Source organism: Streptomyces sp. 17_S59 (assembly GCF_056930295.1).
Window position 1 is genome coordinate 2,198,934 of the sequence record NZ_JBXOWD010000001.1, and the last position, 22,140, is coordinate 2,221,073.

20 protein-coding genes and 2 tRNA genes are annotated in these 22,140 nt (G+C 70.2%); 6 read left to right on the forward strand and 16 right to left on the reverse strand.

What is annotated here, in order from left to right:
• Positions 1–16: 16 nt before the first annotated feature.
• A complete protein-coding gene (locus AC1Z4A_RS09740) occupies positions 17–2,653 on the reverse strand; it encodes a valine--tRNA ligase (protein WP_483677486.1) in 2,637 nt (878 codons plus the stop codon).
• A 148-nt stretch (positions 2,654–2,801) separates the two neighbouring features.
• On the opposite strand from AC1Z4A_RS09740, the gene AC1Z4A_RS09745 reads away from it, so the two are divergent.
• On the forward strand, positions 2,802–3,779 hold the full coding sequence (locus tag AC1Z4A_RS09745; RefSeq protein WP_483677487.1) for a hypothetical protein: 978 nt from the start codon (positions 2,802–2,804) through the stop codon (positions 3,777–3,779).
• Between the two features lie 155 nt (positions 3,780–3,934).
• Positions 3,935–4,918 carry a hypothetical protein gene (locus AC1Z4A_RS09750; protein WP_483677488.1) on the forward strand — a complete coding sequence of 328 codons (984 nt, stop codon included), beginning with the start codon at positions 3,935–3,937 and terminating at the stop codon, positions 4,916–4,918.
• A gap of 79 nt (positions 4,919–4,997) precedes the next feature.
• Here the strand turns inward: AC1Z4A_RS09750 and clpX are convergent, their stop codons facing one another.
• From clpX to AC1Z4A_RS09775, 5 genes are all read right to left on the reverse strand, one after another.
• Positions 4,998–6,284: an ATP-dependent Clp protease ATP-binding subunit ClpX gene (clpX, locus tag AC1Z4A_RS09755; protein WP_086566545.1), complete on the reverse strand. Its 1,287-nt coding sequence runs from the start codon at positions 6,282–6,284 to the stop codon at positions 4,998–5,000.
• A gap of 177 nt (positions 6,285–6,461) precedes the next feature.
• The gene (locus AC1Z4A_RS09760; protein WP_483677489.1) at positions 6,462–7,115 is read right to left on the reverse strand and encodes an ATP-dependent Clp protease proteolytic subunit; all 654 of its coding nucleotides are present in this window, start codon (positions 7,113–7,115) and stop codon (positions 6,462–6,464) included.
• Between the two features lie 69 nt (positions 7,116–7,184).
• On the reverse strand, positions 7,185–7,790 hold the full coding sequence (locus AC1Z4A_RS09765) for an ATP-dependent Clp protease proteolytic subunit (protein ID WP_483683548.1): 606 nt from the start codon (positions 7,788–7,790) through the stop codon (positions 7,185–7,187).
• A gap of 464 nt (positions 7,791–8,254) precedes the next feature.
• The gene (gene tig, locus AC1Z4A_RS09770; RefSeq protein ID WP_483677490.1) at positions 8,255–9,625 is read right to left on the reverse strand and encodes a trigger factor; all 1,371 of its coding nucleotides are present in this window, start codon (positions 9,623–9,625) and stop codon (positions 8,255–8,257) included.
• 145 nt (positions 9,626–9,770) lie between these two features.
• A tRNA-Pro gene (locus AC1Z4A_RS09775) sits at positions 9,771–9,847 on the reverse strand.
• 191 nt (positions 9,848–10,038) lie between these two features.
• On the opposite strand from AC1Z4A_RS09775, the gene AC1Z4A_RS09780 reads away from it, so the two are divergent.
• Positions 10,039–10,112 (forward strand) — tRNA-Gly (locus AC1Z4A_RS09780).
• A gap of 72 nt (positions 10,113–10,184) precedes the next feature.
• Here the strand turns inward: AC1Z4A_RS09780 and AC1Z4A_RS09785 are convergent.
• Entirely contained in the window at positions 10,185–10,379 is a 195-nt protein-coding gene (locus tag AC1Z4A_RS09785; RefSeq protein ID WP_483677491.1) for a hypothetical protein, read from the reverse strand.
• Between the two features lie 289 nt (positions 10,380–10,668).
• On the opposite strand from AC1Z4A_RS09785, the gene AC1Z4A_RS09790 reads away from it, so the two are divergent.
• Positions 10,669–11,745: an acyltransferase family protein gene (locus tag AC1Z4A_RS09790; RefSeq protein WP_483677492.1), complete on the forward strand. Its 1,077-nt coding sequence runs from the start codon at positions 10,669–10,671 to the stop codon at positions 11,743–11,745.
• A 21-nt stretch (positions 11,746–11,766) separates the two neighbouring features.
• Here AC1Z4A_RS09790 and eccCa read toward each other — a convergent pair whose 3' ends face one another.
• The 7 genes from eccCa to AC1Z4A_RS09825 form a co-directional block, all read right to left on the reverse strand.
• Entirely contained in the window at positions 11,767–15,744 is a 3,978-nt protein-coding gene (eccCa, locus tag AC1Z4A_RS09795) for a type VII secretion protein EccCa (RefSeq protein WP_483677493.1), read from the reverse strand.
• A complete protein-coding gene (locus tag AC1Z4A_RS09800; protein ID WP_483677494.1) occupies positions 15,741–16,883 on the reverse strand; it encodes a MinD/ParA family ATP-binding protein in 1,143 nt (380 codons plus the stop codon). Before AC1Z4A_RS09800 ends, eccCa begins: the two co-directional genes overlap by 4 nt.
• Positions 16,884–16,912: 29 nt before the next feature.
• Positions 16,913–18,274, reverse strand: coding sequence for a type VII secretion integral membrane protein EccD (gene eccD / locus AC1Z4A_RS09805; RefSeq protein WP_483677495.1), 1,362 nt, complete (start codon positions 18,272–18,274; stop codon positions 16,913–16,915).
• A gap of 13 nt (positions 18,275–18,287) precedes the next feature.
• A complete protein-coding gene (locus tag AC1Z4A_RS09810; RefSeq protein WP_483677496.1) occupies positions 18,288–18,614 on the reverse strand; it encodes a hypothetical protein in 327 nt (108 codons plus the stop codon).
• A 52-nt stretch (positions 18,615–18,666) separates the two neighbouring features.
• Positions 18,667–19,218 (reverse strand): hypothetical protein, encoded by a 552-nt coding sequence (locus tag AC1Z4A_RS09815; RefSeq protein WP_483677497.1) that lies wholly within the window; start codon positions 19,216–19,218, stop codon positions 18,667–18,669.
• Positions 19,219–19,366: 148 nt separating this feature from the next.
• On the reverse strand, positions 19,367–19,495 hold the full coding sequence (locus AC1Z4A_RS09820) for a DUF397 domain-containing protein (RefSeq protein WP_483677498.1): 129 nt from the start codon (positions 19,493–19,495) through the stop codon (positions 19,367–19,369).
• A 24-nt stretch (positions 19,496–19,519) separates the two neighbouring features.
• Complete coding sequence (locus AC1Z4A_RS09825; RefSeq protein WP_483677499.1) at positions 19,520–20,161, reverse strand: DUF5753 domain-containing protein; 642 nt, start codon at positions 20,159–20,161, stop codon at positions 19,520–19,522.
• On the opposite strand from AC1Z4A_RS09825, the gene AC1Z4A_RS09830 reads away from it, so the two are divergent.
• Positions 20,046–20,303: a hypothetical protein gene (locus AC1Z4A_RS09830; RefSeq protein WP_483683795.1), complete on the forward strand. Its 258-nt coding sequence runs from the start codon at positions 20,046–20,048 to the stop codon at positions 20,301–20,303. The genes AC1Z4A_RS09825 and AC1Z4A_RS09830 overlap by 116 nt on opposite strands.
• Positions 20,303–20,545, forward strand: a complete 243-nt coding sequence (locus AC1Z4A_RS09835; protein WP_483677500.1) for a DUF6255 family natural product biosynthesis protein — start codon at positions 20,303–20,305, stop codon at positions 20,543–20,545. Before AC1Z4A_RS09830 ends, AC1Z4A_RS09835 begins: the two co-directional genes overlap by 1 nt.
• A 23-nt stretch (positions 20,546–20,568) precedes the next feature.
• On the opposite strand, the gene AC1Z4A_RS09840 is transcribed toward AC1Z4A_RS09835, so the two are convergent.
• Together AC1Z4A_RS09840 and AC1Z4A_RS09845 are read right to left on the reverse strand one after the other, a co-directional pair.
• On the reverse strand, positions 20,569–20,940 hold the full coding sequence (locus AC1Z4A_RS09840; protein WP_483683549.1) for a hypothetical protein: 372 nt from the start codon (positions 20,938–20,940) through the stop codon (positions 20,569–20,571).
• Between the two features lie 122 nt (positions 20,941–21,062).
• Positions 21,063–21,995: an AraC family transcriptional regulator gene (locus AC1Z4A_RS09845; RefSeq protein ID WP_483677501.1), complete on the reverse strand. Its 933-nt coding sequence runs from the start codon at positions 21,993–21,995 to the stop codon at positions 21,063–21,065.
• Positions 21,996–22,140: the final 145 nt, after the last annotated feature.

The following is a 22,140-nucleotide window of genomic DNA, read 5'->3' on the forward strand; positions in this document are numbered from 1 at the left end:
GGCGTCCGGTACCGGCTCAGGCGCCCGGGAGCGACGCGAGCTGAGCGCTGATCCGCTCGATATCGGCCTCGGCCGTCGCCAGGCGCGTGCGGATCTTCTCCACGGCGACCTCGGCGGCCTTGGCCAGGAAGGCCTCGTTGCCCAGCTTGGCCGTGGCCTGTGTCTTCTCCTTCTCGGCCGCGGCCAGCGCCTTCGTCAGACGCTTGCGCTCGGCCTCGACGTCGATCGTGCCGGACAGGTCGAGGGCGACGGTGGCCCCGGCGACCGGGAGGGTCGCGGTGGCCTGGAAGCCGTCCTCGGCCGGCTGGAGACGCAGCAGCTGACGGATCGCGTCCTCGTGGGCCGCGAGCACCGTGCCCGCCAGGTCGAGCCTGGCCGGGACGCGCTGGCCGGGCTGGAGGCCCTGGTCGGCGCGGAAGCGGCGGACCTCCGTGATGACCTGCTGCAGCTGCTCGATCTCCGCCTCGGCGGCGGTGTCACGGAAGCCACTGTCCGTCGGCCAGTCGGCGACGACGACCGACTCCTTGCCCGTGAGCGTGGTCCACAGCGTCTCGGTGACGAAGGGCACGACCGGGTGCAGGAGCTTGAGCGTGACGTCCAGGACCTCGCCGAGCACGCGCGCGGAGACCGCGGCCTGCTCGCCGCCCGCCATGAACGTCGTCTTCGACAGCTCGACGTACCAGTCGAAGACCTCGTCCCACGCGAAGTGGAAGAGGGCGTCGGACAGCTTGGCGAACTGGTAGTCGTCGTAGTACGCGTCGACCTCGGCGACGGTCGCGTTGAGGCGCGACATGATCCAGCGGTCGGCGGCCGACATCTTCTCGACCGGCGGCAGCTCGCCCTCGACCGTCGCGCCGTTCATCATCGCGAAGCGCGTGGCGTTCCAGATCTTGTTGGCGAAGTTCCGCGAGCCCTGGACCCAGTCCTCGCCGATCGGCACGTCGACGCCGGGGTTGGCGCCGCGGGCGAGCGTGAAGCGGACGGCGTCGGAGCCGTACTTGTCCATCCAGTCCAGCGGGTTGACCGCATTGCCGAAGGACTTCGACATCTTCTTACCGAACTGGTCGCGGACCATGCCGTGCAGGGCGATGGTGTGGAACGGCGGGGTGCCGTCCATCGCGTACAGGCCGAACATCATCATCCGGACGACCCAGAAGAAGAGGATGTCGTAGCCGGTGACCAGGACGGAGTTCGGGTAGAACTTCTCGACGCTCTCGGTCTTCTCGGGCCAGCCGAGCGTGGAGAAGGGCCACAGGCCGGAGGAGAACCAGGTGTCGAGGACGTCGGTCTCCTGGTGCCAGCCCTCGCCGGCCGGCGGCTGCTCGTCCGGGCCGACGCAGACCATCTCGCCGTCCGGGCCGTACCAGACCGGGATGCGGTGGCCCCACCACAGCTGGCGCGAGATGCACCAGTCGTGGAGGTTGTCGACCCAGTCGAAGTACCGCTTCTCCATCTCCTGCGGGTGGATCTTGACCTTGCCGTCGCGGACGGCGTCGGCGGCGGCCTTGGCCAGCGGCGCGGTCTTGACCCACCACTGCATGGACTGACGCGGCTCGAGCGTCGTCTTGCAGCGCGAGCAGTGGCCGACGGAGTGGGTGTACGGGCGCTTCTCGGCGACGATCCGGCCCTCGGCGCGCAGCGCGCCGACGATCGTGGAGCGGGCCTCGAAGCGGTCCAGGCCGAGGAAGGGGCCGTGGACCGTGATGACGCCGTGCTCGTCGAGCACGGTGAGGCTCGGCAGGCCGTGACGACGCCCGATCTCGAAGTCGTTCGGGTCGTGGGCCGGGGTGACCTTGACGGCGCCCGTGCCGAACTCGGGGTCGACGTGCTCGTCGGCGACGACCGGGATGCGGCGGCCGGTCAGCGGCAGCTCGATCTCGGTGCCGACGAGGTGCTTGTAGCGCTCGTCCTCGGGGTGGACGGCCACGGCGGTGTCGCCGAGCATCGTCTCGGCGCGGGTCGTGGCGACGACGATGGAGGCGTCACCCTCGCCGTAGCGGATGGAGACCAGCTCGCCGTCGTCGTCCTGGTACTCCACCTCGATGTCGGAGATGGCCGTGAGACAGCGGGGGCACCAGTTGATGATGCGCTCGGCGCGGTAGATCAGCTCGTCGTCGTAGAGCTTCTTGAAGATCGTCTGGACGGCCTTGGACAGGCCCTCGTCCATGGTGAAGCGCTCGCGCGACCAGGCGACGCCGTCACCCAGACGGCGCATCTGGCCGGAGATCTGACCGCCGGACTCCGCCTTCCACTGCCAGACGCGCTCGACGAACGCCTCCCGGCCGAGGTCGTGACGGGACTTGCCCTCCTTGGCCAGCTCGCGCTCGACCACGTTCTGCGTGGCGATGCCGGCGTGGTCCATGCCCGGCTGCCACAGGACCTCGAAGCCCTGCATGCGCTTGCGGCGGGTGAGGGCGTCGATCAGCGTGTGCTCGAAGGCGTGGCCCAGGTGCAGCGAGCCCGTGACGTTCGGCGGGGGGATGACGATGGTGTACGGCTCTTTGTCGCTCTTGGCGTCGGCCTCGAAGTAGCCCCGCTCTACCCAGCGCTCGTACAGCGGCCCCTCTACCTCGGCCGGCGCGTACTGGGTCGGCAGTTCGGGGGTGCTGTCGTTCGGCCCGCGGTCGGGGCTCTGCTGAGTGTTCTCGGTCACGGGGGAATTCTACGGGGAGGGGCCGACAGCTCACGAACCCGTTTCCCCCCTGTGGCGCCCCGCCGCCGGACCCCGCGGGGGGATCGGCAAAGATGTCCCGGACCTGTCACTGCCGTGGGCCTCCCCGGCGTAGAGAACCCGAGACGCGATGAGCCACCACCAGCCGGGCCCGTACGGCCAGCAGCCCCCGCCCCAGCCGCCGCAGCAGCCTCCGTACGGCGCGCCTCAGCCCCCGTACGGCGCACCGTCGGCCCCGCCGCAGTACCCGGCGGCGCCGTACCCCGGGCAGCCCTACCCCGGACAGCCGCAGTACCCCGGCGCGCAGTACCCGCCGCCGGTGCCCCCGCAGGGCGGCGGCAAGGGGAAGAAGGCCGCGATCGCGGTCGCCGTGGTCGTGCTGGTGGGCGCCATCGTGGGCGGCGGGGCCCTCCTCCTCAAGGGCGGCAAGGACAAGAAGGGCGATCACTCCAACGAGGCGGACAAGGCGAGCGGCAAGGCCACGCCCAGCGCCCCGGCGAACCCGTCGCAGGGCGCCTCCCCGAGCCCCGCCGGCAAGCGGTACAAGCTCACCACCCCCGAGACGCTGCCCGACGGGTACACCCGGGACCACTCGGAGGACCAGGGCGCCGCAGGCTCCAAGGAGGACCAGGACGCGCTCAGGCTCTTCGGGGTCACCAACCCGCAGAGCGTCGACGCCGTGTACAAGTCCGGCGGCGACGCCAAGGCCACGCAGAAGCTGCTGACGTTCACCGGTGGTTGGGGCGACAAGGTCGACAACCCCGAGCAGGCGGTGGACCTCATGTTCATGAGCGTCAAGCAGGGGACGGCGAAGGACAACGACCCCGAGGTGCACACGGGCGTGGAGGGCAGCCCGCAGAAGGTGACGCCTGAAGGGCTCGAGCCGGGCGCCGTGATGAAGTGCCAGAACGCCAAGATGAGCGGCAAGGGTTCCGGCCCCCAGAACATCTCGATGCCGGTGTGCATCTGGGCGGACCACAGCACTGTCGGGATGGTGTTCGTCGGCGACATGCCGACGATCCTTCAGGGCAAGACCCTCGGCCTGGACGAGGCGGCCAACCGGGCGGCCAAGCTCCGCCAGGCGCTGCGCGTCGAGGTGACGAAGTAACCCGAAGTAACCCGAAGCGCCGCTCCGTGCACCACTGTTCCGAAACCGTTGCGGGCCCGAGGTAATGCCGGGATAAGCCATCGGGAAAGATGGCGCAGAACTGTCGCGTGAGACCTGCGTCCGAAGTCTCGAGTCTGAAGTCTGAAGAGGACACGATGAGCTACAACCAGCCGGGCCCGTACGGCCAGCCCCCGCAGCCGCCCCAGGGACCCAACCCGTACGGCCAGGGCGGCGCACCCGGCCAGCCCGGCTACGGCTACCCCCAGCAGCCCCCGGCCCCCTACGGCGCCCCGCCCGCGTACGGCCAGCCCCAGCCCGGCGGTTGGGGCCAGCCGCAGGCCCCGGGCCCGTACGGCCAGCAGCCGGGCATGCCCGGCCAGTACCCGCCGCCGGTGCCCCCGCAGGGCGGCGGCAAGGGCAAGGCCATCGGTATCACCATCGGTGTGCTCGTGGTGGTGGGCGCGATCGTGGGCGGCGTCGTCCTCATGAAGGGCGGGAAGAGCGACAGCGGGGGCGGTGGCGGCAGCAGCACCGTCGGCGGCGACAGCAGCAAGCCCTTCACGCCGTACACCATGGAGCTGCCCCAGACGCTGCTGGACGGCAAGTACACGAAGGCGGCGTCCCCGACGGGCCAGGACAAGGGGTCCCAGAGCGTCGCCAACGACAAGGACGCCCAGGCAATGGGTATTCAGAACGGCACGGCGGTCAGCGGCGGTTACACCAACTCCGAGAACCAGCGCCTGACGGTCAGCGGTGCCTACGGCGACGTCGCCGACCCGGGCAAGGCCGTCGACGCGCTGATCGCCAAGATCGACGAGCAGCAGCAGAAGGTCGCGGGCTCCCTCAACGCCAAGATCGAGACGGTCTCCCCGTGGACGGACTACAAGCCGAGCGGCTTCGACGGCAAGGTGATGAAGTGCCGTCAGCAGAAGATCACCAGCTCCCTCGGGACAATGTCCTCGTCGTCCGACGCCTCGGCCTGCATCTGGGGTGATGCCAGCGCGGTGGGCATCGTCCAGCACCAGATCTCCAAGAGCTCCGTGCCGGGCGCCCCGGTCCCCACGGGCGCCGTGCTGGCCCCCAAGGAACTCTCCGAGACGGCCGTCAAGGTCCGCGGCGAGGTCCGCAAGAACAAGTAACTGCCCGAAAGGGCCTGCACAACTGAGGGGGCGCCCGGCATCCGCCGGGCGCCCCCTCAGTGCATGCGCATCGCGCGCGCTACGCGCTCTTCTCGTGCCGCTCGCCCGGCTCGTTGCCCCGCGTGCGCGGCACCAGCGTGGGGTTGACGTTCGACTGGACCACGTCGGCCGTGATGACGACGCGGGCCACGTCCTTGCGGGACGGCACCTCGTACATCACCGACATCAGGACTTCCTCCATGATGGCGCGCAGGCCGCGCGCGCCCGTGCCGCGCAGGATCGCCTGGTCGGCGATGGCCTCCAGGGCCGGGCGGTCGAAGTCCAGCTCGACACCGTCGAGTTCGAAGAGCCTTTGGTACTGCTTCACCAGGGCGTTGCGCGGCTCCACCAGGATCTGGAGGAGCGCCTCGCGGTCGAGGTTGTGAACGCTCGTGATGACGGGGAGGCGGCCGATGAACTCCGGGATCATGCCGAACTTGACCAGGTCCTCCGGCATGACCTCCTGGAACTGGTCACTGGCCTCGATCTCGCGCTTGGAGCGGATCGTGGCGCCGAAGCCGATGCCCTTGGCGCCCGCCCGGGACTCGATGATCTTCTCCAGGCCGGAGAAGGCGCCGCCCACGATGAACAGGACGTTCGTCGTGTCGATCTGGATGAATTCCTGGTGCGGGTGCTTGCGGCCGCCCTGGGGCGGGACGGAGGCCGTGGTGCCCTCGAGGATCTTGAGCAGGGCCTGCTGGACGCCCTCGCCGGACACATCCCGTGTGATCGACGGATTTTCGCTCTTTCGGGCGACCTTGTCGATCTCGTCGATGTAGATGATGCCGGTCTCGGCCTTCTTGACGTCGTAGTCGGCGGCCTGGATCAGCTTCAGGAGGATGTTCTCGACGTCCTCGCCGACGTAGCCGGCCTCGGTGAGGGCCGTGGCGTCCGCGATCGCGAAGGGGACGTTCAGCATGCGCGCGAGCGTCTGGGCGAGAAGCGTCTTGCCGGAGCCGGTGGGGCCCAGCAGCAGGATGTTGGACTTCGCCAGCTCGATGCCGTCGTCGCGGTTGTGGCCGCCGTTCTCGCCGGCCTGGACCCGCTTGTAGTGGTTGTAGACGGCGACGGAGAGGGCCTTCTTCGCGGCCTCCTGGCCGACGACATAGCCCTCGAGGAACTCGTAGATCTCACGGGGCTTGGGCAGTTCCTCCCAGCGCACCTCGGAGGTCTCCGCCAGCTCTTCCTCGATGATCTCGTTGCAGAGGTCGATGCACTCGTCGCAGATGTACACACCAGGACCCGCGATGAGCTTCTTCACCTGCTTCTGGCTCTTGCCGCAGAACGAGCACTTGAGCAGGTCGCCGCCGTCACCGATGCGTGCCACGAGGTGCTTCCCCTTCGCCTGGGATCCGCCTTGTTCTGCGGACCCGGGTGCTTGCCTATCGACGGTACCTTGCCGGGGCCCCCGCGCGGGCCCCCCTTGGCCCTACTCGGCCAAGGGAGGGCCCGTCCACGGCGGCGCGCAATGGCCGGGACCGGACCGACCGGTGGGTGGTACCGGTCAGACCGTCACGGACGACTTGCGGGTCGAGACGATCTGGTCGACGAGACCGTACGCGAGCGCGTCCTCAGCGGTGAGGATCTTGTCGCGCTCGATGTCGTCGCGGATCTTCTCGATCGGCTGGGTGGAGTGCTTGGCGAGCATCTCCTCCAGCTGCGTCCGCATCCGCATGATCTCCTTGGCGGCGATCTCCAGGTCGGAGAGCTGCTCGCGGCCCGTCTGGCTGGAGGGCTGGTGGATCAGCACGCGGGCGTTGGGCAGCGCCATGCGCTTGCCGGGGGTGCCGGCGGCCAGCAGGATGGCCGCGGCGGAGGCGGCCTGGCCCATGCAGACCGTCTGGATGTCCGGCTTCACGAACTGCATCGTGTCGTAGATGGCCGTGAGGGCCGTGAACGAGCCGCCGGGGCTGTTGATGTAGATCGAGATGTCGCGGTCCGGGTCCATCGACTCCAGGCACAGCAGCTGCGCCATGACGTCGTTGGCCGAGGCGTCGTCGATCTGGACGCCCAGGAAGATCACGCGCTCCTCGAAGAGCTTCGCGTACGGGTCGTACTCGCGCACGCCCTGCGAGGTGCGCTCGACGAAGCGCGGGACGACGTAGCGGGCCTCGGCCGAGGGGCCCGTGTACAGGCCGCTGGGGGACGAGATGTTCATGCGGGTTTCACCATCCTGATGGCGGTCGGTGGGCTGGGTGCGGCTGGTGGCGGAAGGTACTGCCGGGGCTCAGGCCCCGGTGCCGCCGCCGCCCGGAACGCCGGAGGCGTGCGTGATGATCTCGTCGATGATCCCGTACTCCTTGGCCTCCTCCGCCGTGAACCAGCGGTCGCGGTCACCGTCGCGGATGATCGTCTCCACCGTCTGGCCCGTGTGGAGGGCGGTGATCTCGGCCATGCGCTTCTTGGTGCGCAGCAGCTGCTCGGCCTGGATCTTGATGTCGGAGGCCGTGCCGCCGAGGCCCGCGGAGCCCTGGTGCATGAGGATGTCGGTGTTGGGCAGCGCGAAGCGCTTGCCCGGCGTACCGCCGGTCAGCAGGAACTGACCCATCGAGGCCGCGAGGCCCATGCCAATGGTGACCACGTCGTTCGGGATGTACTGCATGGTGTCGTAGACCGCCATGCCGGCCGTCACCGAGCCGCCGGGGCTGTTGATGTAGAGGAAGATGTCCTTGTCCGGGTCCGCGGCCAGGAGGAGCATCTGCGCGGTGATCTTGTTGGCGATGTCGTCGTCGACCTGCTGGCCCAGGAAGATGATCCGCTCCCCGAGCAGCCGGTTGTAGACCTGGTCGCCGAGGCCACCACCGATGGCGATCTCACCGGCGGCGGAAGGCATCAGATTCGTCACGTATCCACCTGCTCGTCTCTGACGGCTACGGGCCGTCTCCGCGTCTTCTCGGGGGCCGGGGCCGGCGCGTCCGGACTGCTGCCCGCGCACTGCCGAGTCTTCCCCTGCCCTCGTATCTACGGACCCTAACGCGCTGGTCGGCAGCCGCCATCCCGCATCAGTAACTGTTCGCTCTGAGCGCAGGTTCGGCCACCCCGCGGGGCGTCCGGGCCGGGGGTGTCCAATGGGCCGGTGCGGGCCATCGGACACCCCCGGGGTCCGGGGAGCACGGACGGGCCCGGCCGTGAGCCGTCCGCCGCTGTCGGCGGGGCTCAGGGTCCGGGCCCGTCCGTGGTGCCTCCGGGCCGGGCCCGTACGGATTCCGGGAGGGAGTCCGTACGGGCCCGGGGGCCGGAGGCCCGGTTGCCTCGGGAGGCGCGAGCGCCTCGGGAAGCTCAGGAGAGGGGCGAGGCTCAGGCCTCGGTGCCCTCGGCGGCCTCGACCGTCTCGACGGCGGCCTCGACCTCGTCGTCCTCGTCCTCGAGGTCGACGATCTCGCCGTTGGTGTCCTTGACCGTGGCGGCCTCGACGACGGTCGCGAGGGCCTTGCCGCGGGCGACCTCACCGACGAGCATCGGGACCTGGCCCTGCTCGACGATGGCCTGCGCGAACTGGTCGGGGGCCATGCCCGAGGACTGCGCGCGGCGCATGAGGTGCTCGGTCAGCTCGTCCTGGCCGACGGAGACCTTCTCCTTGTTGACGATCTCGTCGAGGATGAACTGGGTCTTGATGCCCTTCTCGGACTGCTGCTTCAGCTCGTCCTCGAACTCCTCGACGGTCTTGCCCTGCATCTCGAGGTACTTCTCGAGGTTCATGCCGATCTGGCCGAGCTGGTGGTGCTCGAGGTTGTGCTTGCGGGTGTTGACCTCGTCCGCGAGCAGCTTCTCCGGCATCGGGACCTCGACCAGCTTGATCAGCTCGTCGAGGACCTTCTCCTGGGCCTGGGTGGCCTGGTCGAACTTCTTCATCCGCTCGAGGCGCTTGCGGCTGTCGGCCTTCAGCTCGTCGAGGGTGTCGAACTCGCTGGCCATCTGGGCGAAGTCGTCGTCCAGCTCGGGCAGTTCACGGGCCTTGACGGCCTTGACGGTGACCGAGATCTCGGCCTCCTTGCCCTCGGCGGAGCCGCCCTTCAGCTCGGAGGCGAAGGTGGCGGAGGCGCCGGCCTCCAGGCCGGTGACGGCGGCGTCGATGCCCTCGAGCAGCTGGCCGGAGCCGATGGTGTAGTCGACGTCGTTGGCGACGCCGTCCTCCAGCACCTCGCCGTCGACCTTGGCCTCCAGGTCCACGGTGACGATGTCGCCCTCGGCGGCGGCGCGCTCGACCGGGGAGGTGGTGGCGAAGCGCTCACGGAGCTGCTCGACGGACTTCTCGACGTCCTCGTCGGACACCTCGACGGTGTCGACGGTGACCTCGATGCCGGAGTAGTCCGGGATCTCCAGGGCCGGGCGGATGTCGACCTCGGCGGTGAAGGCCAGCAGCTCGCCGTCCTTCAGCTCGGTGATGTCGACCTCGGGCTGACCGAGCGGGTTCAGCTCGGCCTCGTTGATCGCCTCGGTGTAGAACTTCGGAAGCGCGTCGTTGACGGCCTCCTCCAGCACCGCACCGCGGCCGAAGCGCTGGTCGATCACGCGGGCCGGGATCTTGCCCTGACGGAAGCCCTTCACCGTGACCTGGTTGTTGATCTTCTTGTACGCCGCGTCGAGGCTGGCCTTGAGCTCCTCGAAGGGCACCTCGACAGTGAGCCGAACCCGAGTCGGGTTCAGGGTCTCCACGGCGCTCTTCACGGTTCGGTCTCCTTGGGGCTGACTTCTGGGTTTCTGCTGCTCAGCGGTTGTCGCTGTGCAGCCGACCGCGCCCGGTACAGAGACACACAGACGCGCAGCTTGCATAGTAACCGCAAGCAGGATGGGGCCCACAAGGTGATCTTGCTGGTCGGGGTGGCCGGATTCGAACCGACGACCTTCCGCTCCCAAAGCGGACGCGCTACCAAGCTGCGCCACACCCCGTCGGTGCGAGACGTAGGGTACATGCCCGAAGACGCCCCGCAGACCGCTTGACGGCCGTCTCCTCCGGGCGTGCGGAGCATTCGCGGGGGTGACGTGCGGCGCGCGGCCCGGACCCGCTACGATGCACGACGTGCCGCGCCGCATTCACGCGCTCACCCCGGGGTGAGCCGCGAGTCGATTCAGCGGCGCGCGCGGGCGTAGCTCAATGGTAGAGCCCCAGTCTTCCAAACTGGCTACGCGGGTTCGATTCCCGTCGCCCGCTCCAGACACGCCTCCGGCCACGGCCGGAGGCGTTCTTGTTTTCTTACGACCTTTTTGCGGCAGCGCGAGCAGAACGTCAGAACTTGATGCCGTTGATGGTCTGCGCAACCGATTCGAGGAACCGGTTGATGGACGGCGCCATGCCCGTGGAAGCGAGGAAGAAGCCGAACAGGATGGCGACGATCGCAGGCCCGGTCTTGATGTTGTTGCTGCGGATCATCACCACCAGGATGATCGCCAGGAGCAGCACCACGGACAGCGAAATGGCCACAACTGATCACACCTTCGGTCGGAAACACCTGGCCGGGCCCGGGAGCCTTGCCCTCCGCACGCCCCCCACTCGAACCCATCGTGCCACCAACTCGGCCACCAGTGTGGTTCCGTGACGATTCATCGACCACTTACCCGGGGTTCGTAGGGGTTGCATTCAGCCGCATTCCGCCACGGATCCATGCTTACGGAGCAAAAGTCCGACAAAGGACGGACCCTGGAGAAGCCCCGCACAAGCCGCTCGAACAGGGGGTTTTACCGGTTCACTTTCCGCCGCTAGGGTGCCTCGAATGTCCCCCACCGCCACACCTGCCACGGTGGCCCGCACCCCATCGGCCGGCCCTGCCGGGGCCTCCGCCGCCCCGGCGGGACGCGATCCGTTCTTCGACAACGCGAAGTATCTGGCGATCGTCCTGGTGGCTCTCGGCCACGCATGGCAGCCGCTCACCTACACCAGCCGTGCGGCGACGGCGCTGTACCTCACGGTGTACGCGTTCCACATGCCGGCTTTCATCGTCATCTCCGGCTACTTCTCGCGCGGCTTCGATCTGCGTCCGGCCAAGGTGAAACGGCTGGTCACGGGTGTCGCTGTGCCGTACGCAATTTTCCAGGTGGCGTACACCTATTTCCAGCACGTGGCGGAGGACGCGGCACCGGACCCGTTCGAGCCGTTCAACCCCTGGTATCTGAACTGGTTCCTGGCCACGCTCTTCCTCTGGCGGCTGACCACGCCGATCTGGCAGGTCGTGCGCCACCCCCTGCCGGTCGCCTTCGCGCTCGCGATCGTGGGCGCGGTCTGCCCCCACATCGGCGGTGACCTGGACCTCCAGCGGGTGCTCCAGTTCCTGCCGTACTTCGTGCTCGGGCTGCACCTGAAGCGCGAGCACTTCGAGCTGGTGCGGCAGCGCCGGGTGCGGATCGCGGCGGTGCCGGTCTTCGCCGCCGCCCTCGCGGTGGCCTACTGGCTGGCGCCGGACTTCGACGAGGGCTGGCTCAATCGCAACTACGCCGTCCAGGCCCTGCACCAGCCGCTCTGGACGGCCCCGGTGATGACGTTCGTCCTCTTCGCCGTCGCCGTCGTGCTCACCGTGTGCTTCTTCGCCTGGGTGCCGCGCCGGACGACGTGGTTCACCGCGCTCGGCGGCGGCACCCTGTACGGGTTCCTGCTGCACGGCTTCGTGATCAAGCTCTCACGCTGGTGGGACTGGTACGAGGCGGCCCCGTGGATCCGGGGCCCCCTCGGGCTGCTCGTGGTGACGCTGCTGGCGATCGCGCTGATCACCGTGCTGTGCACCGAGCCGGTGCGGCGGGTCTTCCGGTTCGTGGTGGAACCACGGATGGACTGGGCCTTCCGGAAGACCTCGTAACGGCCGCACACGGCGCCGGTCCTACGCGTCCTCCTCGGCCAGCGCCGTCTGGATCAGCCGGGTCGGCTCGCCCCGGCGTACGAGCGTCCCCCGGCCGGGCGGCTGCGCGGCCGCGTAGACGCCGGGGAACAGCTGGCCCTCCTGCCGGTCGCCGGTCATGACGAGGGCGGTCGTGCCGCTCTCCCTGAGCGTCATCAGGAACGGCTCGTACAGGGCCCGGGAGGCGCCCGCCACGCGCCGGGTGACGACGAAGTGCAGGCCGATGTCCTGCGCGGAGGGAATGAACGGCAGGAAGGGCGCCAGCGGCTGCTGACCGGCGGTGGTGAGCACGTCGTAGTCGTCGATGAGGATGACGATGCGCGGCCCGGAGTACCAAGTGCCCGAGGACAGGGCGTCCTGGGCGCCGAGATCGTCCGGCATGCGCTTCTCCAGCTCGGTGGCGATGCCGGTCGCCAGGGCGCCGCAGAGCCGGGAGTTGTGGGCGTAGCCGCCGCGGTACTCCTCGGGGACGAGCTTGCGCAGGCCGCGCCGCGGGTCCATGACGGCGAAGACCAGCTCCTCGTCGCTGTAGCGCTCCATCAGGCCCTGGGCGACGAGCTTGAGCAGGTTGGTCTTGCCGCACTCGCTGTCGCCGAGGATCACCAGGTGCTGGTCGCGCTTGAACAGGTCGAGCAGGACGGGCGCCAGCGCGGTCTGGTCGAGGCCGACGGGCACCCGGTTGGGCTCGGCGGTCGGCGAGGGCAGCGAGGCCGCGGGCATGCGGGCGGGCAGGACGCGCACCCGCTGGGCGCCGTCGCCGGACCAGGACGCGCGGACGACCATGGCCGCCTGTTCGACGGCCGGGCCCAGCTCGGAGGTCGAGGCGAGGGAGTCGATGCGGGGCAGTGCGGTCTGGGCGAACAGCTTGCCGTCGGTGAGCACCCGGCCGGGCTCGTCGGGCGCGATCGTCTCGGCGAGCTTGCGGTCGATGCTGGAGTCGCCGGGGTCGTTCAGGCGCAGCTCGACGCGGGTGCCGAAGGTGGCCTGGGTGGCGATGCGCACGTCGTTCCAGCGCAGCATGGAGGCGACGACGTGGATGCCGTAGCCGCCGCCGCGCTTGAGGAGGTCGGTGACGGCGTCCTCGATCTCGGCGAAATCGTCGCGCAGGGCGCCGAAGCCGTCGATGACCAGGACGATCTCGGTGGAGGCGAGTTCGGGGACCTTGCCTTCGGCGCGCAGTTCGCGCAGCCGCTCGACGGAGTCGATGCCGTGCTCGCGGAAGAGGTCCTCGCGGGCGATGAGCATGGCGCGCACCTCCTCGACCGTGCGGGCCGCGCGCTCGCGGTCGGCCCGGCCCGCGATGCCGCCGACGTGCGGCAGCCCGGACAGCGCGGCCAGGCCGCCGCCGACCAGGTCGAGGCCGTAGATGCCGACCTCGCGCGGGGTGTGGGTCATCGCCAGCGACAGGGCGAGGGTGCGCAGCAGCGTGGTCTTGCCGGACTGGGGTCCGCCGATGACGGCGGCGTGGCCGCCGGCCAGGGAGAGGTCGAGCACCCACTGGCCCTGCCACTGCTTGGCGGGGTCGTCGAGGATGCCCAGCGGCACCTTCATGAAGCCCGGGCGCCCGGCGAGCTGCATGCCGCGCGGGCCGGAGTTCACGGGCCCTGCGGAGACGTCGAGGGAGACGGCCCTGGGCAGCGGCGGCAGCCAGATGGCCCGGGTGGGGGCGGCGGCCGCGCGCAGCTGGTCGACGATGACGGACATCGTGGTGGGCCCGGGGTTGCGGTGGCGCATGGCGGGCTCGCCGTCGCCGGGGGCGGCCTCGGGCCCGTCGAGGGTGTTGTAGTCGGTGTACGGCAGGACGACCGGGCCGGTGTCCTCGGTCTCGCGCAGGGCGGGGCCGCGGTAGGGGCCGGAGACGAAGCTGGCCTTGAACCGCTCGTAGGCGCTGACGTCGACCTTCAGATAGCCGAATCCGGGGATGGGCGGCAGGTGGAAGGCGTCGGTGGTGTCGAGGACGGTGCGGGACTCATCGGCGGAGAAGGTGCGCAGGCCCAGCCGGTACGACAGGTAGGTGTCGAGGCCCTTGAGCTTGCCGCCCTCGATGCGCTGGCTGGAGAGCAGCAGGTGCACGCCGATGGAGCGGCCGATGCGGCCGATGGACAGGAAGAGGTCGATGAAGTCGGGCTTGGCCGTGAGCAGTTCGCCGAACTCGTCGATGACGACGAACAGGTGCGGCAGCGGGTCGAGGTCGGGCCGGGTCGCGCGCAGGGCGGCGTAGTGGCCGATGTCGGCGACGTTGCCCGCGTTCTTGAGGACCTGCTGGCGGCGCTGGACCTCGCCCGCGAGGGAGGAGTGGACGCGCTCGACGAGGCCCGCCTGGTTCTCCAGGTTGGTGATGACGCCCGCGACGTGCGGCAGGTCGGCGAAGGGGGCGAACGTCGCGCCGCCCTTGTAGTCGACGAGGACCATGGCCAGGTCCTCCGGCGGGTGGGTGGCGACCAGGGCGAGGACGAGGGTGCGCAGCAGCTCGCTCTTGCCGGAGCCGGTGGCGCCGACGCACAGGCCGTGGGGGCCCATGCCGAGTTCGGAGGACTCCTTGAGGTCGAGCAGGACGGGCTCGCGGCCGTCGCTGACGCCGATGGGCACGCGCAGGAAGGCGCGTTCGCCGCGCGGCTGCCACAGGCTGCGCACGTCGAGGGCGGCCGGGTCGTCGATGCCGAGCAGTTCGGCGAAGTCGACGGGGCCGGACAGGGGCGCGTCCACGAGCGACTCGGCGGACAGCCGCAGCGGGGAGAGCAGCCGGGCCAGTCCCTCGGCGCCCGCGGCGGTGGCCGGGTCGGCGGTGCCGTCGGAGGTGACCGGCTCCGGGTGGCGCAGGTCCTCGATGCCGACGGCGTCGCCGTCGACGGTGATGCGCAGCGACACCTGGCCGGGCTCCTGGATGCGCTCGGCGACCAGGTGCAGCACGGTGACGCCCATGTGCCGGAGGTCCACCGCCTCGTCGGGGCGGGGCAGTTCGGCGGCGTCCGCGCCGTAGCCGTCGCTGACGACCAGCAGGCGGCCGGCCATCTCGAGGGCGTCCTTGCCGGACAGGCCGCGCCGTACCTCGGCGGCGTAGGAGGCGCGGCGGCGCAGGTCCCGGCTCATCAGGCGGCCGAGGGTGCCGAGCGAGGGGGCGATACGGCGGGCGGCGACGGGCCCGTCGTGCTCCTCGGGGTCGAGGGTGTGCGGCAGCCACTTCAGCCAGGCCCAGTCGGCCATCCGGTCACCGGGGCAGGCAAGGGCGAGGGCGACGTCGTCGGGGGCGTGGGCGACGGCGGTCTGGGCGAGCAGGGCGCGGGCGACGCGCAGCACGTCCTCGCGGGCGCCGACGATGCTGACGTCGCCGGCCCGGTCGAGGGGGACGGTCAGCGGCAGGTCGGCCGCACTGGAGAAGCGGTTCTTCAGCGCCCCGGCCTCGTTGAGCATGAAGCGGTCGGGCGGGGTGAGGACGCTGCCGCCCTGCTGGCCGACCTTCAGGGACCGTACGGGCATCCGGCCGGTGCCCACGCGCACGCGCAGGAAGTCGGCGTCGAGGCGGCGGCGTTCCCACAGCCGGGCCGGGTCGCGCACGATGTCGTGGAGCGCCTCGGGCGGCGGGTCCAGGAGGCGGGCCGCCGCGCGGCGCTCGCGCTCCTCGCCGCCCAGCTCCTCGCGCAGCTCCTCCAGGTACTCGAGGTAGCGCTCGCGCTGCCGGCGCCGGGTGCGCTGGGCCTTGCCGCGCTGCGACACCAGCATGCCGATGGAGCCGAGCACGGTGATGACGAGCACGATCGCGCCGATGCCCGCGAACTGGCTGTTGCGCACGACCGTCATCATCACGACGGAACTCATCACGCCCGCGATGGGCATGAGGGTGTGCAGGACGCCGCCCGCCTTGCCCTCGGGCAGATTGGGCGGCGGCTCGATGGTGCGCTCCTCCGGCGTGGGCAGCGGCCGGGTGGTGCGGGCGGGGCGGTGGACTATGCGCGTGGTCATCGGGAGGTTCGCCTGCTCATGGCTCGGGTGAGGACTTCGGCGGCGAGTTCGGCCACGGCCTCGCGGGTGACCTGGCCGAGCAGATCGGTGCGGATCGGGCCGCCGGCGGCGAGGTGCCGGTCGTACGGAAGCATCAGCACTTTCACGCCGTCGAGCTGGAGGTGCTCGCTCGCCGCGGTCACGTCGAGCGTCATATGGGGGGACGACGCGGCGACGACCACGACGGTTCCGGCCAGCATTTTCGGCCGTGGCACGGAGGCCATCCAGTCCAGCACGGCGCGGGTGCTGATGACGCCCTCGGTGGTCGCCAGGGTGACGAGGACGCGCGCCTGGGCCGCCGAGAGGGCGGTGCGCGACAGCTCGCTGGGCAGGGAGTCGCAGTCGACGACGGTGATGCCGAAGTAGCGGCGCAGCGCCACCATCGCCGCCCGGTACTCCGCGAGTTCCAGCCGGTTGCCGACGCGGCCCTGGCTGCCGGGCAGCAGCCAGCCGCGCTCGGGCAGCTGGACCAGGTAGCCGACGACGTCCGTCAGCTGCATGGACGGGTCCAGGATCTGCGCCAGGTCGCTGGTGGTCCAGCGCACCTTGGTCACGCCCAGCCGGGCCGGCAGGGTGCCGAGGGAGGCGTCCGCCTCCAGCATCAGCACCGGGTCCTGGCGGTAGTGCGCGAACGTGCGCCCCAGCAGCGCGGTGACGGTGGTCTTGCCCGCGCCGCCGCGGATGCCGGTGACGACGATCTGCCGACCGGTGGTCAGGGGCTGCTGGAGCGCCTGCGCGGTGCGGGTGGCCTCCTCGACCTCGCGGGCGGCCGAGGAACCGACGAGGCGGCGCAGCGAGCGGCCGGTGCGCTTGGCGGCGGAGTCGCCGTTGAGGGGCTTGCCCTTGGTCAGCTCGTCGGGGAGGGGCAGTTCGAGGGTGATGGGTGTGGGGAGGGGGCGGGGCGGGGGCGGCGGCGCGGGGGCCTCGGCGGCCGGCGGCGGTACGGGCCGCGCGGGCTCCGCCACCGCTGCCGCTGCCGCCTCCGGCTCCGGCTCCGGCTCTTTGGCCGTCTCCACGGCCTTGGCCGCCTCCCCGAGCCCTGCCGACAGATTGCGCAGGCTCCGCAGTACGTCGCCCTGCCAGTCCTCGTCCTGGGACATGTGTCTCTCCCTGCCTTCCCGGAACGGAACTAGAACTGGTGGAGCAGGCGTGCGTACACGCCGAACACCCCGACCGCGAGCGGGAACAGGGCGATCACGCCGGCGGTCTCGACCAGGTCCACGGCATGGCGCAGCCGTACGCGCACGTGCTCCGGCGGCCGGACCGCCAGCACGCCGAGCGGTACGAGCGCGGCCAGGCAGAGCGCGGCGATTGGCCCGTACGGGGTGCCGTGGGGGCGGTCGAGCCAGAGCACGGCGAGGCGGACGAGCAGCACCAGGGCCGCGGACAGCAGCGTCACGACCTCGGCCACCAGCGGGAAGGCCCGGGCGCGGGACAGCAGGACGACGGCGAGCACGGCCGTGAGCGCGACGGTCCACACGGTGGGGACCCTGCTGACGGCCAGCAGCCCACCCGCCGTGGCGGACGCGGCGACCACGACCGTGGCCAGGGTCAGGCCCCGGTGGGTGGCCGCCAGGGCGGTCTCGACCGCGTGGCGGCTGACGGACGCGCCGCCGGAACGGCTGTCGTCGAGCGCGGTCAGACCGGCCGCCATCAGCGCGAGGCGCGGGAGCAGCCCGAGGAGGACGACGGAGACGACGGCCATGACGGTGCCGAGGCGCGCCGGGTCGCCCTGGAACGCCGCGACGGTCTCCCAGACGGCCGTGATCGCGGCGACGGCTCCCGCCCCGATCAGCCCGCCCCTGCCGAGGCGGGAGAACAGGCCGAGCAGGGCCAGGGTGGCGGCGAGCGCGGTGGCGACTCCCGCCAGGCGTGCGGTCCCGGACCAGGCGTGCGCGTCGGCGGCGGTCCAGGCGGCGAGCGTGCCGAGGGCGCCTCCGGTGAGCACGAGGGTCGTGCCGAGCGCCCGGCCGTCGGCCCGGAGCACCTTCCCGGCCACGGCTCCGACAGCCGCCACGCAGACGGCGGCCACCACGAGCGGGCCCGCCACGGCTCCGGCACCGAGCCCGGTGCGCGCGAGCAGACCTGCGGCCACGGCCAGGACCATCGCAGTCAGTCCCGCGGTCCACTCCCGGGCCTCGGGACGCCAGCGCCAGGCGCGGACGTCCAGGTCCTCGGCGACCTCGTCGGTGACGTCGTGCACGACGGGCGCGGAGGGCGCGTCGTGGACCCGTACGAGCCGGAGCAGCGCCCCGTCGGGCACGCCGGCCCCGGCGAGGGTGCCGTCCTGCGGCAGAACCGTTCCGTCGGAGGTGACCAGGTGCCGGGCGGCGGGCCGTTCGCCGACCTTGTCGTCCAGCAGCCGCAGCACATCGGGAAGAAGCCGCCCGATCGGCTCGTCGGCGGGCAGTACCAGATCCACCCGGCGGCGCTCGCCGATCAGGGTGACCCGGCTCAATTCCGTGCGCTGCCCCGCCCCCACATTCACCACGCGGCCGAACCTATCACTGGGGTGACTCCGTCACTTTTTCCGTCGGTTTATCCGTCGGCTCATCCGCCGGCTTATCCGTCACTTTTGGTGCATATTGCTGCTGTTGTCGCTGCTGCTGCTTCTGCTGTTCCTTCTGCTTCGCCAGGGTGTGCTGGATGAACGACCATCCGACACAACCGGCGCACAGCACCGCGGCAATGGCGATTCCGGCGAAAACCTTGCCGAGCTTCTCGTCGGCGGTGCGGCGGGCCCGCTGGGCGCCGTGGAGCAGCGCATCGCGCAGCCGACGGCGCCGCACGGAGACGGACTCCAGCAGCTGACTGTCGTAATCCTTCGACATGTTGGGTCCCTACGCCGTTGTTTCGACCGTCCCGTTCCGGGTGTTCCGGGACTCAGGTGCCCCGCGCGTACTGAATGGCAAGGAAGATCACCCACGCGACGGGCAGCAACAGCCCGAGCGCAGCAGGCCGCTTCAGCAGCGGAACACCGGGATCCAGCTGCGGGCGGGGCTGCCCGGGAACGGGCTCGGGAAGCTTCTTCACCTTGGCCCGGACGAAGAGATTCCAGAGCAGGGTGAACGGGGTGAAGATGACAAGGGAAACGGGGCTCCACCACCCCTGCAACAGCGTCTTGCCCGTCATCTCCCGCACCACGGACGTGCCGCAGGTGCGGCAGAACGGCCCCTTGAGGGTCAGGAACCGCATCATGATCAGAATGCCCTGATGCCCACGGACGGTCGCCTCGACGGCGGGGAATCCGCCGCAGATACGGCAGTAGGCCTGGGTGGGGTGAGGCTGCGCGAAACCCTGCGGGGGCGGGAAGCCCTGGGGCGGCGGGAAGCCGCCCTGCTGCGGGATTCCGGGCTGCGGGAATCCCGGCTGCTGGGGTGCGAACTGCTGAGGCTGGGCAGGCGGGAAGGGCTGCTGAGGCGGCGGAGTCGCCACGAAATATCCCCCGAAGTGGCTCAAGTAAACAGATAGCGGGCGCGAGCGCGTACGGTACGGCCGCGCACCGGCGACCATTGTCTATCAACGTTGCATTGGGCGTGCAACGCAGCCGATCAGATGGGCCGGTGGATCTGGCTCCTACCCGTCACGACTCACCCATGCGGCCGACTTGCACAGCCCCGATGAAAACGGACCACATCGCAGGCTTAAGGACGAACCCACCACGCGCGTGATCCTTGCTGTCACGTACGGCTATGAGGTTGCCATCAGTCATGAGCAAGAGATGCCGCTCCGTGCATCACTCCCGTTCAAGCTCATGCGCGACGGACGCAATCAGCTCGGCTGATTGCTGCGCAGACAATGCCGAAGCCCGAAGCATGCCGAGCACCCGACGGTACTTTGCCACGGCCTCGCGCTCCTCCAAGGACACCCAACCGTCGAGGTAGGGGATCCGAACAACGTCCAAGTCCAGGTGATCCGGGTACGAGTAGAAGATAAAGCTTCCACTGGTGCAGGTGAACGCGGTTTGGGAGAACGGGATGACCAGGATCGTCACGTACGGCAGTTGACCCATCGCATTCAGGTGGCGGAGCTGCGCAGCCATGACCACGGATCCCCCAATCCGTTGCCGGAGAACTCCTTCCGGCAAAATGCACAGGTACTGCGGAGGAACTTCCTTGCTGAAGATGCCCTGCCGCTTCAACCGGAGGTCGACATAGAACTCCAGCTCAGCATCGGTCAAGGGATCAGGGGATCCAGACATGACGGCCGTCGCGTACGGTCGGGTTTGCAGAAGCCCCGGGACAACCTCGCCGTGTGTCCAGGTGAGGCCGCCCGCCGGAGGCCGTGAGTGGGAGGTACCCACGGCCGCACTGCGACTGGCGACGCGCGAGGAGCGCGAAGCGGCCGGCCTTCCGGGCAACGTGTCCGCCACGCCCATCAGCTGCGCCGAGTGCGTCGACCTGCAGACCACCCAGCGGTCGGCCGTCGACGGCGGGAACAGAGTGCGCGCCGTGGCCGCGACGATCGCGGTGCGGAACCACTTCCGTCAGGCACACCTGTCGCACAGTGGAGGCGCGTGATGAATCACCTCCTCACCGGCAACTGCCAGCACCGCGAGAGCTGGACCCACACGGGAGGCGAATCCCGCTGCACCCGGTGCGGCGTCCGCCGCTTCACCGACTACGGCGCACTCCGACCCCCGGGGCTGCCGCAGGCTGTCATCGCCGATCCTGATGGCGAAAACCTGCCGAAGAAAGGGGCAATTCGACCTTTCTTTGGCAGATTCCCTCCATCAGAAGGGTGCGTCACAGCTCGTCAATAGACCCCGAGCCCCGGCGCAGGCCTTCAGCTGGCGGTTCGGCGGGCGGAGAGGAGCCACCGCCAGCGTCGACGCTCGGTGACGAAGGTGGCCATAGCCAGCAACGTCGCCGGGACCGCCGCCCACGCCGGCCAGGTCATCCACGAGAACGTCACCGCCGCGACGATCTGGAGCAGGACGAGAAGAACCGTGACCCAACCCGGCACCGCAATGATCACGCTGTTCTTGTCACCCGGAGTGGACAGGCACGTCGGCAGGCCGATCAGGAGCACCAGAGACAGAACGGCAAGAAGCCACGAGTAGTTGGCCAGTGCCCAGGGCGCCGCCACCCAGGCGACGAGTTCCACCGCGAAGCGCAGGACAGACGCGATGCGGTCGTCCGGCCGTCCCGGGAGCATGTTCTCAGCAGCAGCAGTCACCCGCCAACGATCGCACGCCCACAACGAACCGCCGGAGCCGCTCGCCCCACCTTTAGAGCCGTAAGGCGCTGAACATCTCCGTCGCCCTCCTGCACGAAGTCCTAGAGCGCTGCCCCCGTCGCCGCAAGCGCGGCGGACTGCTGGGTGCGGTAGCGGCCCGGAGCTGTGCCGTATTCCCTCTTGAATGCCTTGGCGAAGGCGAATTCCGAGGTGTAGCCCGTGCGTTGCGCTATGGCGCGCAGGGGCTGGTCGCCCTCGCGGAGGAGGCGGCCGGCGAGGGTGAGGCGCCACCAGGTCAGGTAGGCGAGGGGTGGTTCGCCGACGAGTGCGGTGAAGCGTTTGGCGAAGGCGGCGCGGGAGAGGCCGGCGACGGTGCCGAGTTCCTCGACGGTCCAGGGGTGGGCCGGGTCGTGGTGGACGGCGCCGAGGGCCTGGCCGATGGCGGGGTCGTGGAGGGCCGCCGCCCAGCCGGTGGTGGCCCGGGCGTGCTCGTCGTACCAGGCGCGGAGGATGTAGAGCAGGGTCGTGTCGAGGAGTGCGCTGGTGGCGGCGGCCGCGCCGGGGCGGGGGCGGGCGGTCTCGGCGCGGAGCAGGTCGAGGACGGCACCGAGGGGGCGGTTGCGGGTGGGGAGACGGATGACGGTGGGGAGGCAGGTCAGCAGGGGGTGGGGGCGGGAGCGGTTGAGGCGGTAGGCGCCGCAGATCAGCTGGGTGCCGGGGGTTCCGTCGTCCGGTGTCGGCGGGCCGGGGGGCCAGGAGCCATCGGGGTTCTGGGTGATTTCGCCGAGTGGGGTGGCGGGGTCGTCGGCGAGACCGTGTGCGACGCCGTGGACGAAGGCGAGGTCGCCGGCGTCGAGCCGGATGGGTGGGGTGCCGTCTTCGGGGAGTACCCAGCAGGTGCCGTCGAGGACCGCGTGGAATCCGACGCCGGCCGTGGCGGGGAAGCGCAGGCCCCAGGCGCCGTGGCGGTGCTTGCGGGCAGCGTGGGGGCGACCGGTGCGCATGGCGGTGATCGCGTCGCTGAGTACGTCCATGCAGGTGAGCGTAGCCGGGGAGACGGACGCACATGATCGCGAGACGCTGTGGCATGGGCGGCCGGGTGTGACCTTCGTACGGTGGGTCTACGGGCGGGGCGCGAGGTATCTGACGCTCCGTCACTCGACTTACGTGCGGAGTGTG

What these genes read in the sequence shown, in the direction of transcription:
- AC1Z4A_RS09835 (WP_483677500.1), top strand. Translation starts at nt 20,303, where the DNA reads ATGAATCACCTCCTCACCGGCAACTGCCAGCACCGCGAGAGCTGGACC.
- AC1Z4A_RS09800 (WP_483677494.1), bottom strand. Translation starts at nt 16,883, where the DNA reads ATGTCCCAGGACGAGGACTGGCAGGGCGACGTACTGCGGAGCCTGCGC.
- AC1Z4A_RS09820 (WP_483677498.1), bottom strand. Translation starts at nt 19,495, where the DNA reads ATGACTGATGGCAACCTCATAGCCGTACGTGACAGCAAGGATCACGCG.
- AC1Z4A_RS09810 (WP_483677496.1), bottom strand. Translation starts at nt 18,614, where the DNA reads ATGTCGAAGGATTACGACAGTCAGCTGCTGGAGTCCGTCTCCGTGCGG.
- AC1Z4A_RS09790 (WP_483677492.1), top strand. Translation starts at nt 10,669, where the DNA reads ATGTCCCCCACCGCCACACCTGCCACGGTGGCCCGCACCCCATCGGCC.
- AC1Z4A_RS09765 (WP_483683548.1), bottom strand. Translation starts at nt 7,790, where the DNA reads ATGCCTTCCGCCGCCGGTGAGATCGCCATCGGTGGTGGCCTCGGCGAC.
- AC1Z4A_RS09840 (WP_483683549.1), bottom strand. Translation starts at nt 20,940, where the DNA reads ATGCTCCCGGGACGGCCGGACGACCGCATCGCGTCTGTCCTGCGCTTC.
- AC1Z4A_RS09760 (WP_483677489.1), bottom strand. Translation starts at nt 7,115, where the DNA reads ATGAACATCTCGTCCCCCAGCGGCCTGTACACGGGCCCCTCGGCCGAG.
- AC1Z4A_RS09750 (WP_483677488.1), top strand. Translation starts at nt 3,935, where the DNA reads ATGAGCTACAACCAGCCGGGCCCGTACGGCCAGCCCCCGCAGCCGCCC.
- AC1Z4A_RS09745 (WP_483677487.1), top strand. Translation starts at nt 2,802, where the DNA reads ATGAGCCACCACCAGCCGGGCCCGTACGGCCAGCAGCCCCCGCCCCAG.
- eccCa (WP_483677493.1), bottom strand. Translation starts at nt 15,744, where the DNA reads ATGACCACGCGCATAGTCCACCGCCCCGCCCGCACCACCCGGCCGCTG.
- AC1Z4A_RS09825 (WP_483677499.1), bottom strand. Translation starts at nt 20,161, where the DNA reads ATGGGCGTGGCGGACACGTTGCCCGGAAGGCCGGCCGCTTCGCGCTCC.
- AC1Z4A_RS09845 (WP_483677501.1), bottom strand. Translation starts at nt 21,995, where the DNA reads ATGGACGTACTCAGCGACGCGATCACCGCCATGCGCACCGGTCGCCCC.